General features: G+C 58.8%; 10 protein-coding genes. 4 read left to right on the forward strand and 6 right to left on the reverse strand.

The features are described 5' to 3' along the window. Positions 1-72: 72 nt before the first annotated feature. From GOW09_RS12410 to GOW09_RS12420, 3 genes are read right to left on the reverse strand one after another with little or no spacing between them, the layout of a single operon-like run. On the reverse strand, positions 73-744 hold the full coding sequence (locus GOW09_RS12410) for a CPBP family intramembrane glutamic endopeptidase (protein WP_371808048.1): 672 nt from the start codon (positions 742-744) through the stop codon (positions 73-75). Next, the gene (locus GOW09_RS12415; protein ID WP_171118725.1) at positions 741-1,388 is read right to left on the reverse strand and encodes an aminotransferase class IV family protein; all 648 of its coding nucleotides are present in this window, start codon (positions 1,386-1,388) and stop codon (positions 741-743) included. Before GOW09_RS12415 ends, GOW09_RS12410 begins: the two co-directional genes overlap by 4 nt. Beyond that, positions 1,343-2,470, reverse strand: coding sequence for an aminodeoxychorismate synthase component I (locus GOW09_RS12420; protein WP_171118726.1), 1,128 nt, complete (start codon positions 2,468-2,470; stop codon positions 1,343-1,345). Before GOW09_RS12420 ends, GOW09_RS12415 begins: the two co-directional genes overlap by 46 nt. Positions 2,471-2,647: 177 nt before the next feature. Here GOW09_RS12420 and carB point away from each other — a divergent pair, with 177 nt between their 5' ends. The 3 genes from carB to GOW09_RS12435 all read left to right on the forward strand — a co-directional run bounded on the left by carB (position 2,648) and on the right by GOW09_RS12435 (position 6,919). After that, positions 2,648-5,992: a carbamoyl-phosphate synthase large subunit gene (carB, locus tag GOW09_RS12425; RefSeq protein ID WP_171118736.1), complete on the forward strand. Its 3,345-nt coding sequence runs from the start codon at positions 2,648-2,650 to the stop codon at positions 5,990-5,992. Between the two features lie 82 nt (positions 5,993-6,074). After that, positions 6,075-6,542 carry a hypothetical protein gene (locus tag GOW09_RS12430; RefSeq protein ID WP_171118737.1) on the forward strand — a complete coding sequence of 156 codons (468 nt, stop codon included), beginning with the start codon at positions 6,075-6,077 and terminating at the stop codon, positions 6,540-6,542. Beyond that, complete coding sequence (locus tag GOW09_RS12435) at positions 6,539-6,919, forward strand: hypothetical protein (RefSeq protein ID WP_171118739.1); 381 nt, start codon at positions 6,539-6,541, stop codon at positions 6,917-6,919. The genes GOW09_RS12430 and GOW09_RS12435 overlap by 4 nt, the downstream gene beginning before the upstream one ends. A gap of 66 nt (positions 6,920-6,985) precedes the next feature. On the opposite strand, the gene GOW09_RS12440 is transcribed toward GOW09_RS12435, so the two are convergent. From GOW09_RS12440 to GOW09_RS12450, 3 genes are read right to left on the reverse strand one after another with little or no spacing between them, the layout of a single operon-like run. Beyond that, the gene (locus GOW09_RS12440; protein WP_171118741.1) at positions 6,986-10,027 is read right to left on the reverse strand and encodes an efflux RND transporter permease subunit; all 3,042 of its coding nucleotides are present in this window, start codon (positions 10,025-10,027) and stop codon (positions 6,986-6,988) included. An 11-nt stretch (positions 10,028-10,038) separates the two neighbouring features. Then, entirely contained in the window at positions 10,039-11,076 is a 1,038-nt protein-coding gene (locus GOW09_RS12445) for an efflux RND transporter periplasmic adaptor subunit (protein WP_171118743.1), read from the reverse strand. Beyond that, complete coding sequence (locus GOW09_RS12450) at positions 11,073-11,540, reverse strand: MarR family winged helix-turn-helix transcriptional regulator (RefSeq protein ID WP_152458966.1); 468 nt, start codon at positions 11,538-11,540, stop codon at positions 11,073-11,075. The genes GOW09_RS12445 and GOW09_RS12450 overlap by 4 nt, the downstream gene beginning before the upstream one ends. A 159-nt stretch (positions 11,541-11,699) precedes the next feature. On the opposite strand from GOW09_RS12450, the gene GOW09_RS12455 reads away from it, so the two are divergent. Beyond that, entirely contained in the window at positions 11,700-12,824 is a 1,125-nt protein-coding gene (locus GOW09_RS12455; RefSeq protein WP_171118746.1) for a beta-ketoacyl-ACP synthase III, read from the forward strand. Positions 12,825-12,841: the final 17 nt, after the last annotated feature.

The raw sequence follows: 12,841 nt of genomic DNA on the forward strand, positions 1-12,841 counted from the left end.
ATCCCTTCGGGCGCAGAATTCGTCGCGCCGATACACCCTGTCAGCCCCGGAAAGTCAAGGCGGGTTGCCCCTTCAAAACGGCCTTTGCACATTGCCCGAGTAGAAATATACGCCCAGCCCCACCGCAAAAATGATATTGCCCGCAATCGCGTGCAGCAACACCGCATAGAAGAATGACCCACGCTGCCGGTAGGCCCATGTGAACAGCAGGCCGCCGGCGAATGTCATCAGCGCGACGATCCAGCTCCAGTACATAAGGTGTGCGAACGAGAATATGGCCGCGTTCAGCAGATAGGCCGCACGCCCATCCGGCAGGATCGCGTGATAGCGGCGAAAGAACAAAGGGCGAAACAGCAGTTCTTGTGGCAGCGCTGACAACAGTGGGTACCCGACCCAGATGAGCGCCAGCATTTCGGGGCGGTGCGTCAGCAGGAAGAACGCGGCTTCCGGGCGCGTGATCTGAATCAGCCCAACGCAAAAGGCAGAAACGATGGCAGAGAACAGAGCCAACTCGCGCAGGGTCCAGTTGGCCCAGCCGTAACGAAGCTCGGCCCATTGAAACCCGGGCGTCCGGTGCAGCAGCACGATACCAAGCCCGGTCAGTGCAAACAGGGCCGGAAACATCCAGTTCGGTGGAAAGAGAACAGCGATCAGCAACGGGAAGCCGATATAGAAAATGCAAAATTCCAGCCGCAGCCGTCGCAATGCAACCGGCGGTCCGACCATCGTGCTGTTTTTTGTCACCCGTCTTTCAGCTCCACCTCGATCAGTCCGCGCAGTGAATTTCCGATCCGCACAGTTTGCGCATTTTTCAGGTCGGTCAAGGTCAGCACGGCTTCGGCAACCGCTTTGTTTTCCAGCAGTTCTTCGCGCAGTATCCCCGGCAAGAGCCCACAGGACAAAGCGGGCGTCAGAACCCGACCATCAGGCATTTCCAGAAACAGGTTCGTGATGGTGCCTTCACAAAGCTCATCCAGTTCATTCAGAAACAACAGCTCGTCCACCCCCTCGGGCAGTGCGGCGCGCGAAGAGTCATAGAGCGCACGGCGCGTGGTCTTGTGACGCAACCAAAGGTCATTCGAAGCCAGACGCTGATCTGACAGAGCGACGCGCCAGATCCCGGGATTGTCCACCAGGTCGCCGGTTGTCAGATCGATCGAGCCCGACACATCCAGCGTAAGGCGGCAACGCAGCGGGGTGTCACACGCGGCGCTTTTCAGCCGGGCGGTCGCTTCATCGGGATTGAAAGGAATCTCGAACACCTTCGCAGTGCGGGCCATTCTTGCAAGATGGCGGTCAAGCCTGACAAAGCCCTGATCCGGCCGGAAGGCCAGTGTCTCGATCAGGCTGAAATCAGGTTCAGCTGGCGGGCGAAGCGGGCTTTCCATAACGCCTCCTCATACTCTGACGGGGCGGTGCTGTCCCAAACGACACCGCCGCCTACGTTCAGAGTGGCCTGATCATCCTCAAGCATCAAGGTGCGGATGGCCACGTTGAACTCGGACCGGCCATCCGGCGCGGCCCAACCAATCGTCCCGCAATAGATGTCGCGCGCCCATGGCTCCAGTTCCGTCAGAATTTCCATCGCGCGGATCTTGGGGGCTCCGGTGATCGACCCGCAGGGAAACAGTGCTGTCAGTATTTCACCCAACCCCACGCATTTGTGCAGCTGCGCCCGCACCAGCGAGACCATCTGATGTACGGTGGCATAGGTTTCCACCCGGAACAGGTCAGGCACATGAACGGATCCGGGCAGCGCGACGCGGCTGATATCGTTGCGCAGCAAATCAACAATCATCAGGTTCTCGGCCCGATTCTTTTCGTCCGCGCTCAGAAAAGCCCGGCGGCGCGCATCCTCATCCGGGTCTTCACTGCGCGGTTGCGTGCCCTTCATCGGCCGGGTTTCGATCCTCCCACCCTCATCGGTGCGGAAAAACAACTCCGGCGAGCGGCTGAGCAGATCGGGCAGCCCATCCTGCTGCACCAGTGCTCCGTGGCCCACCGGCTGCCCCGCCGCCAGCGCGGCATAGAGCGTTTCGCTGTTGCCCGAGACGGTCAGATCAATCGGAAAGGTCAGGTTGGCCTGATAGATGTCGCCGGCACCAATGGCGTCATGCACGGCGCTGAAGGCCTTGCCATATCGCGCTTCATCCCATCGCGGCCGGAATGCGCCCACTTCGCCCGCAGGCGACGGAAGGGCGACCCGATCCGGTGCATCATAGACCCCAAAGCACAACAAAGGCAGGCGTCGTTCTTCCGGCAAAAGACCATTGAGCCGGGGTTCAAGCGCATAGCCCAGCTCGTAACTGGCATACCCTGCCAGCCAGGCACCAGCTGCGCGCGCCTCGTCCAATGCCGCCAGAGCCTGGGGCACGTCCTCCGCCACATCCGCGCGGATCACCTGAGACGGACGCTGAAACTGGGTTCCTCGCCCGGCCGGTCCCTGATCGAAACGAATACGCACTTGCATCCTCATTTGCCGTGAGGGGCCATATAGAGAATACTCTGCCAAGTGAAAGAGGGGAAAGCGGCAATTTCGCCCCTGTTTCCGATACCTCTTGCACCTTTTTGCGCGGTCCCTATAACGCAGGACAATTTGGGCGCTGGGGCGGTGCCCTGACTCGCGGACAATCGAAGGAACAAGGCCATGCCGAGAAGAACCGACATCCAGTCGATCATGATCATTGGGGCGGGCCCCATTGTTATCGGTCAGGCCTGTGAATTCGACTATTCCGGTGCTCAGGCCTGCAAGGCCCTGCGAGAGGAAGGATACCGGGTCATTCTGGTGAACTCGAACCCGGCGACGATCATGACCGACCCCGGTCTGGCCGACGCCACCTATATCGAGCCGATCACACCCGAAGTGGTCGCCAAGATCATCGAGAAAGAACGCCCTGACGCCCTGTTGCCCACCATGGGCGGACAGACCGGCCTGAACACCTCGCTGGCACTGGAAGAAATGGGTGTGCTGGAAAAATTCGGCGTCGAGATGATCGGCGCCAAGCGCGATGCCATCGAAATGGCCGAAGACCGCGCCCTGTTCCGCGAGGCGATGGACCGGCTGGGCATCGAAAACCCCAAGGCCGAGATCGTTACGGCCCCCAAGGACGAGAGCGGCAAGAAAGACCTGGACGCCGGTGTGGCGCTGGCCCTTGAAACCCTTGAAACCGTGGGGCTTCCTGCAATCATCCGCCCGGCCTTTACACTGGGCGGCACCGGTGGCGGCGTGGCGTATAACCGTGAGGATTACATCCATATTTGCCGCTCGGGTATGGATGCCTCGCCCGTGGGTCAGATCCTGATCGACGAAAGCCTTCTGGGCTGGAAAGAATACGAAATGGAGGTGGTGCGCGACACTGCCGACAACGCCATCATCGTATGTTCCATCGAAAACGTCGATCCGATGGGCGTGCATACGGGTGACTCGATCACCGTGGCCCCTGCCCTTACGCTAACCGACAAAGAATACCAGATCATGCGCAATCACTCGATTGCCGTGCTGCGTGAAATCGGTGTCGAAACCGGCGGCTCAAACGTGCAATGGGCGATCAACCCGGTCGATGGCCGCATGGTCGTGATCGAGATGAACCCGCGCGTGTCGCGCTCGTCGGCGCTGGCATCCAAGGCCACCGGTTTCCCGATCGCAAAGATCGCTGCGAAACTGGCCGTGGGTTACACGCTGGATGAGCTGGACAACGACATCACCAAAGTCACCCCGGCCTCGTTCGAGCCGACCATCGACTATGTCGTGACAAAAATTCCGAAATTCGCCTTCGAGAAATTCCCCGGTTCCGAACCCTATCTGACCACCGCGATGAAGTCGGTGGGCGAGGCGATGTCGATTGGCCGTACGATCCACGAATCGATGCAAAAGGCACTGGCCTCGATGGAATCGGGCCTGACCGGCTTTGATGAGGTCGAAATCCCCGGCATGAACGTGGGCCTCTGGGACGAGGCCGACGACAAGGCCGCCGTGATCAAGGCGATCAGCCAGCAGACACCCGACCGCCTGCGCACCATTGCACAAGCGATGCGCCATGGCCTGAGCGATGACGAGATTTTCGGCGTCACCAAGTTCGACCCTTGGTTCCTGGCCCGTATCCGCGAGATCGTCGAGGCCGAACGTCAGCTCCGCAAGGACGGCCTGCCCGTCACCGAGGACGGCATCCGCAAGCTGAAAATGCTGGGATTCACCGATGCGCGTCTGGGCAAGCTGACGGGCCGTGATGAAGACAACGTCCGCCGAGCGCGCCGCAATCTGGGCGTTTCAGCGGTGTTCAAACGCATCGACACCTGCGCCGCCGAGTTCGAGGCGCAGACGCCTTACATGTATTCAACCTACGAAGCTCCGATGATGGGCGAGGTCGAATGCGAAGCGCGCCCGAGCGACAGGAAGAAGGTCGTCATTCTTGGCGGCGGCCCAAACCGCATCGGTCAGGGCATCGAGTTCGACTATTGCTGCTGCCACGCCTGCTTCGCGCTGACCGAAGCGGGTTATGAAACCATCATGATCAACTGCAACCCCGAGACGGTTTCGACCGATTATGACACTTCGGATCGCTTGTATTTCGAGCCGCTGACCTTTGAACACGTCATGGAAATCCTGACGAAGGAACGGGAAAACGGCACGCTGCACGGCGTCATTGTTCAGTTCGGTGGACAGACACCGCTGAAACTGGCCAACGCGCTCGAGGCCGAGGGCATCCCGATCCTGGGTACCACGCCCGACGCGATTGACCTGGCCGAAGACCGCGAGCGTTTTCAGGCGCTGGTCAATGAACTAGGGCTGAAACAGCCCAAGAACGGCATCGCCTCGACCGACACGCAGGCGTTGGAAATCGCCGAGGAAATCGGCTTTCCGCTGGTGATCCGCCCGTCCTACGTACTGGGTGGCCGCGCGATGGAGATCGTGCGCGACATGGACCAGCTGAAACGCTACATCAACGAGGCCGTGGTGGTCTCGGGCGACAGCCCCGTTCTGCTGGACAGCTATCTGGCTGGCGCGGTCGAGCTGGACGTGGACGCGCTGTGCGACGGCACCGATGTGCATGTGGCAGGCATCATGCAGCATATCGAAGAGGCCGGCGTGCACTCGGGCGATAGCGCCTGTTCGCTGCCGCCCTATTCGCTGTCGAAAGAGATCATCGCGCAGATCAAGGATCAGGCGTTCAAGCTGGCCAAGGCGCTGAACGTTGTCGGCCTGATGAATGTTCAGTTCGCGATCAAGGATGACGAGATCTACCTGATCGAGGTCAACCCGCGCGCTTCGCGCACCGTGCCGTTCGTGGCAAAGGCCACCGACAGTGCGATTGCGTCCATCGCCGCGCGTGTCATGGCAGGCGAAAAGCTGGCGAGCTTCCCGCAGCGTCCGCCCTACAAGACCGTGGACGACACCAAGATCGCAGATCAGATGACGCTGGCCGACCCGGACATGCCATGGTTCTCGGTGAAAGAGGCGGTCCTGCCCTTCGCCCGTTTTCCGGGCGTCGATACCATCCTGGGCCCGGAAATGCGCTCGACCGGCGAGGTCATGGGCTGGGACCGCGATTTCCCGCGCGCCTTCCTCAAGGCGCAGATGGGCGCGGGCATGGTGCTGCCGACTTCGGGCCGGGCCTTCATTTCGATCAAGGATGCCGACAAGGGCGCGGCGATGCTCGAGGCCGCACAAGTTCTGGTCGAACAAGGCTTCACGCTGGTCGCCACCCGCGGCACCCAAAGCTGGCTGGCGGAACAGGGTGTGCCATGCGACGTGGTCAACAAGGTCTATGAAGGCCGCCCAGACGTGGTCGACATGCTGAAAGACGGTCAGGTTCAACTGCTGATGAACACCACCGAAGGCGCGCAGGCGGTCGAGGACAGCAAGGCCATCCGGTCCATCGCGCTTTATGACAAGATCCCGTATTACACCACTGCCGCCGCAAGCCATGCTGCCGCTCTGGCGATCAAGGCGCAAGCCGAAGGGGATGTCGAGGTGAAGTCGTTACAGGGTTGATAAATTCAGAGAACTCGAGCTATCATTACTCCCTATTGAGTATCCAAGGCATCCATTTTTCGGATGCTTTGGTGAGGGGTTTTTGAGAGAGTTAACTTTGACCAATAGAATAAAGGGCTTAATGCATCCTAGAGCTGAGTTTCTCTCAGCAGTCGTCTTGCTGGTTTTTGTGCCTTTGATACCGCTAGGAATTGAATGGGTTTTCAAGCAGACGTTGGCGGCATCAACCGTGTTTTTGACTGCTGCGCTTTACACAATATCTCATGCTTTTAGTTCGCAGCGGTTCTGGGTGTTTCTGCTTGGAGTGCTGTTTGTTGCCGTACTGATGTTCTGTTTCGGACATGTCTCGGCAGCGGCGCAAAACTCCGCTCAATCAACTCTACTTGATCCGAGTACGTTTACATACGCAATGTATTATGTATCTTTTGCCGTTATGGCGTTTTTCGGGTATCTGCAAGCGCGCCAAAGGTGGGTAATGCATGTCTTAGAATTAGAACCATTTTGGGAATTTAGACATTATGATGATAATGGGGGAGGAGAGCAAAGATGAGCGTTTTAACAGCGTTACCGTTGCTTGAAGTAGCCAGTGCTGCATTTGGGCTCGGCGCGGCGGCTTTGTCATGGTCATTAGCCAACTCGTCGAAACGAAAACTGAGACGCAGCAGCGATCTTGCGGAGTATCTCAACTCTAAAGAAGCTTGGCGTAAATTCGAAAGAAATCGTCTAAGAGAGATATTATCTGACCATGAAGTTAGTGAGAACGAGTGGCAGGAGATATTAGATGAAATCGACTTGATAATCGACTCTGATACTAACAGTCGTGAAAGCGTAGAAAAACGCGCGAGATATAAGAACCGGTCAAACAAATCTAAACGAATGCTAGTATCGGACTTCTTGAAATCTGAAGCCGACAAATTGCTCGCATAGTTATTTGTTGGGCGTAACTTGTACCGAACGCCCAACTTTGAAATCTAACAGACAACTTACAAATGCTCACGCTTTGATTTCAAACGCGAGTTCATCCCGCGCAAAGAAGAGCAGGTAGAACACCGGCGCGGCGACCATTGTCAGGACGGTCGCAAAAGCCAGCCCGCCCATGATCGTCACCGCCATCGAGACGAAGAACGCATCGGTCAGCAGCGGCGCCATGCCCAGAATGGTCGTGATCGCAGCCAGCATCACCGGGCGCAAACGCGAGACCGAGGCTTCGACGATGGATTCGCGCAGGGGTTTGCCCGTGGCGCGAACCAGGTCGATCTCTTCCACCAGCACGATGCCGTTCTTGATCAGCATGCCCGACAGGCTGAGCAGGCCCAGAAGGGCTGTAAAGGTGAAGGGCAGCCCAGTTCCCAACAGGCCGATGACCACGCCGTTGACCGACATCGGAACCAGCAGCCAGATGATGATCGGCTGTCGGATCGCGTTGAACAGCAGGACCGAGATCAGCACCATGATCAGCAGGCTCAGCGGCAATTGTTTGCCCAGGCTTTCCTGCGCATCGCGCGAATTTTCGAACTCACCGCCCCACTCCATCTTGTAGCCCGGTGGCAGTTCGATGGCCTCGATGGCGTCCCGAACTTCGGCGTGTACCTGAGCCGCCGTCAGGTCGGGCGGGATGTCCGCGCCGACAGTGATGGTCAGTACACGATCGCGGCGATGAACCAGCGTATTGAGGGATTTGTACTCGAATCCATCGACCATCTGTTCGATTGGTACAAATTTCCCGGACTGGTCCGAATACACCACCTGATCGACGATGGAATAATCTCCGTCCGCCGGACGACGCAGGATGATAGGGATCAGGCGGTCACGTTCCCGCAGCACACCGCCCGTGATGCCATCGGTCGAAAATTGCAGCGTGGCCGCAATGTCTTCGCGCGTAACACCCGCGGTCTGGGCCCGTTCCGTGGCATAGATCGGCTGCACCGCCAGTTCCTGTTCGCGCCAGTCATGATGAACGAGCAGCGCGTTGGGCGACGCCGCCGCCATGCGCTGCACGGCCTCGTCCGCAAGTTGACGCAGAACCACCGGATCACTGCCCGAGAACCGGGCCTGAATCGGATCACCGCCACCGGGGCCAAACACCAGGCGCTTGGTTCCGAACTCGCCTTCGGGGAACTGGACCGACCCGAACGCTTCCAGATCCGCTTGCAAGGCCGGGATGTCATCCAGACTTTCCGTACGGATGATCATGTGACCATAGCTCGGGTTCGGTTTCTCTGCCGAATAGGTCAGCATGAACCGGGTTGCCCCCTGACCGACGAATGTCGTGACCGAAACCACGTCATCGCGTTGGGTCAGCCAATCTTCGAAAACCGCCATGTCCTGTGCCGTGCGGGCAATCGGCGTGCCCTGAGGCAACTTGTAATGCACAAAGAACAAAGGCGTGTTCGAGTTGGGGAAGAATTGTTGTTTCATCAACCCGAACCCGGCATAGCACGCAACGGTTACGCCGATGAGACCCGCAACAACCAGCCACCGGAAACGGAGCGCAAACCGCAGGATCGCGCCATATGTGCGGAACAGGATGCCCCCGTAGGCGTCGATCTCACCCTCCTTGCCCTGCTTGAAGAAATAGTGCCCAAGCAAAGGCGTGACCGTGATGGCAAGTATCCAGCTGAGCAGCAGCGAAATGCCGATCACCGCAAACAGGGAAAACAGAAACTCGCCCGTCGCATCCGGGCTGAGCCCGATCCCGGCAAAGGCCATGATGCCGATCACGGTGGCTCCAAGCAGGGGAATCTGGGTTTTTGACGCCACATCTTCAGCCGCATCGCGCGAAGGTTTTCCTCGCAACATCGCGATCTGCATCCCTTCGGCCACCACGATAGCATTGTCCACAAGCATACCCATGGCAATGATCAGCGCGCCTAGGGAAATCCGTTCCATCTCGATCGAGAACAGTGACATGAACAGAAGCGTGCCGACCACGGTCAGCAACAGGGTCGAACCGACGACGATGGCCGCGCGCCAGCCCATGAAGATTCCCAGTACGGCGACCACGATGGCCACTGACATGGCCAGATTCACCAGAAAGTCGTTCGAGGCCTGCTCGACCACCACATGTTGCTGATAGATCGGCAGAATATCGACACCGAAGGGGATATTCGCATCCAGCTCGGCGAATTTGGCGTCAGCCCGCTTGCCGACCTCGACGATGTTTTCCGTCGCCAGACCGGCGATGCCGAGGGTAAAGGCTTCGGTCCCGTTGTAGCGGATCATGATGTCCGGATCGTTCTGACGGGCGCGATAGACATCGGACATGTCGAACAGGTTGATCACCTGCCCTTGCGAGCCGACAGACAGGCCCGCAATGGCCGAGACACTGTCCGAACCCTCGGCCGTCAGAATGGTGGTACGGGCATCTTCAGACCGCAAAGACCCCGAGGAATTCACCGAATCCGCATTGGCTATGGCTTCGTTGATCGCTTGCAGCGGGACGTTCTGATTCACCGAGATCGCCAGATCGGGCTCTACAAAAATCGCCTCGTCCGGCAGGCCCTGAACCTCGACATCGGCGACGCCGTCCACGGTCAGCAGTTCGCGACGCAGAAACGTTGCCAGTTCATGCTTTTCGGCGTCCGAAAACCCTTCGGCAGTCACCGCATAGAACAGGCCGAACACATCACCGAACCCGTCATTCACATAGGGTTGGCTGACACCCGACGGAAGCCCGCGGGCGGCATCGCGCACCTTGGCCCGCAGGCGGGTCCAGATATCGGGCAGTTCGGTCCCGTCGTAGGTCGACTTGATTTCTACTTCGATCAGCGATTGTCCGGGTTGGTTGACCGAGGTGATGACGTCCACCTCGCCCATCTGCTGGATCGCGGATTCAAGGGGTTCGGACACTTCAAGCGCCACCTGTTCCGCCGTGGCACCGGGATATTGCGTGGCGATGACCGCGTTCTTGATGGTGAAAGCCGGGTCTTCCAAACGACCAAGCGACGTGAATCCCCAGATGCCACCGAAGAGGGCAATGAGGATGATCAGCCATGTGTAAAGCGGTCGATCAATCGAGGCGCGCGCGATGTTCATCTGTCTGCCCCTCAGTTCGCGAAGCCGGTGAACCGGCGCACGGGCTGACCGTCTGTCAGCACAGCACCGCCAGCCACAACAACTTCGTCACCGTCGGACAAGCCTTTCAGCACCCGAACATCGCCCGACTGCGTGGGTTCGATTGTCACCGGAACGCGGCGGACCGTGCCTTCATCCGCGCCAGCGGGAGAGAACACGATGACGCTCAGTTCACCTGTTGCATCCGCGATGACGGCCGTCGCCGGCACGACGATGCCTGTGCGCTCATCCTGGACCTTTACGTTGACGGTGACGGACGAGCCTGGAAGAATTTGCAGCCCCTCGGGCGGGGTCAGGCCGAACTGAATGCGGAAGGTCTGCCCGACGCTGGAAGTTTCAGCGTCGAATTCCCGGATTTCCAGCGGGAAGACTTCGTCACTTACGGGGAATTTGGCGGTGATGGTGATATCGTCGTTCTGGCCCGAGCGTTGAAACAGGATCTCGGGCACATCCACCTCGATGCGCAGTTCGGACATGTCGTGGATGCGGACGATCGGCGTGCCGGCCGATACGGTGGTGAAAGCCTCGACCGCGCGGCTGGAGACCAGCGCGTCAAATGGTGCGGTCAATGTCGCGTGTTCCAGTTCGTATTCGGCATCGCGCAGTGCGATCGCGGCCAGTTGCGCTTCGGTCTCTGCGTCATCGACCGCCACCTGGCTGGCCGTGGTGCCCCGCAAACGCGACAGGCGTGCGACGGTTCGGTCAGCCTGTTCCTTTTGCAGCTGCGCCCGTTCGAGCCGCAGTTCGAACGGCTCCTGATCCAGTCGCGCAATCAGGCCGCCTTTGGGGATGACAAACCCTTCGTTGACCGGCATTTCGACGATCTGACCGGCGACCTGAAAGGCAAGATCGACCGTCTGCCGCGCTGCAACACGACCGAAGAACTGGCGGGTGAAGCCGGGCGTTGTTTCGTGCACCTGCATCAGCTTGACCGGTTTCGGAGTATCTTGAGCGGCAATCGGAGTTGCCAAAACGGCCAGTGCAAGGCCCAGAGAGGTCAGGAGTTTCATTTCTTCAGTCCCTCGGGAATTCCCGTTTTCAAAACGTTGTCACGGATTTTGCGCGCCAGTCGCGCGAATTCGGCTGTTTCTTCGTCGTTCAGGCCCGAGGCCCTGTGAAACAGGTCTCCGGCCTCGGCCACAAGCATGTTGCGGGCTTCTTCGCCACGCTCGGTCAGCACCAGCAACCAGGCGCGGCGGTCTTCGGGGTCACGCTCGCGCGTGAGATAGCCAGCTTTTTCCAGCGAATCCGCCGTGGCGGTGATTGTGGACGGTACACTCAGCATATCCGCAGCCAGAACCCCCATGCGTTTCGGCTGATCCAGCTTGATCAGCATGTGGCATTCGGGGTGGCTCAGGTCGGTTTCGATGCTGTCGAATGTCTCTTCCAGTTTCCAGTACAGGGCATATACCCCCATGATCGCCTGAATCTCGGGGCTGAGGCGGCCAAGCCTGGTGCTGATATCGTCGGGCATCGGGGATCTCCGCGCGTTTGGAGGGGTCATATACTTCAGTTTCTGAACTATTCAAGATATGAAGCTATGGCTTTGCGCACATTCCCTTAGGTCAACATACCTTGATCAAATCACACCATGATTGCATTTTGGGCAAATCCGAAACATTCAGGGCTCGCCATGTATACCCCCGCCATCACCGGTACCGGTGTCTTTACGCCTCAGAACGTCATCACCAATGCCGAGCTTGTCGAAGCATTCAACGCTTATGCCGACAAACAGAACGCCAAGAATGCCGAAGCCATCGCCGCCGGACAGATGGAGCCGATGCAGCATTCATCGGAAGAGTTCATCGTCAAGGCATCGGGGATCGAAAACCGCTACGTGATGGACAAGAGCGGCGTGCTGGACCCGGACGTGATGCATCCACTGCTGCGGCAGCGCAGCGATGATGAACCCGGCATCATGACCGAAATGGCGGTGGATGCCTGCAACAAGGCGCTGGCACAGGCGGGGCGCACGGCGGCGGATGTTGATCTGGTAATCTGCGCGGCTTCGAACCACGAGCGCGCCTATCCGGCGATTGCGATCGAAATCCAGCAGGAACTGGGGATCAACGGGTTCGGCTTTGACATGAACGTCGCCTGTTCGTCAGCCACGTTCGGCATTCAGGCCGCGGCGGACATGGTGCGGTCGGGATCGGTGCGGGCGGCGTTGGTGGTGAACCCCGAAATCTGCTCGGGCCATCTGGAGTGGCGCGACCGCGATTGCCATTTCATCTTTGGCGATGTGGCGACGGCAACGCTGATCGAACGGATCGAAGATGCACAAGGGCCGCATTTCGAAATCCTATCGACACGCTGCGCCACTGCGTTTTCCAACAATATCCGCAACAACAACGGCTTTCTGCGCCGCTCGCGCCCTGATGGGCTGACTGACCGGCGCGACATGCAGTTCATGCAGAACGGTCGGAAAGTATTCAAGGAAGTACTGCCGATGGTCAGCAAGCATATCAGCGACCACATGGATGCCGAAGGGGTCGGAAACTCTGATCTGAAACGCCTGTGGCTGCATCAGGCCAACAAGACGATGAACGACTTCATCGGCAAGAAAGTTCTGGGCCGCGAACCCGAGCCGGGCGAGCAACCCAACATCCTTCAGGATTATGCCAACACGTCATCTGCGGGGTCGATCATCGCGTTTTCGAAGTATTCGGACGACTTGCAGGAGGGTAATCTGGGCCTGATCTGTTCTTTCGGCGCCGGGTATTCGGTCGGGTCGGTGATCGTGAAGCGCCACGCCTGACGGTTGATCTTGTCTGG

Source organism: Ruegeria sp. HKCCA5463 (genome assembly GCF_013034175.1).
Classification (GTDB): domain Bacteria; phylum Pseudomonadota; class Alphaproteobacteria; order Rhodobacterales; family Rhodobacteraceae; genus Ruegeria.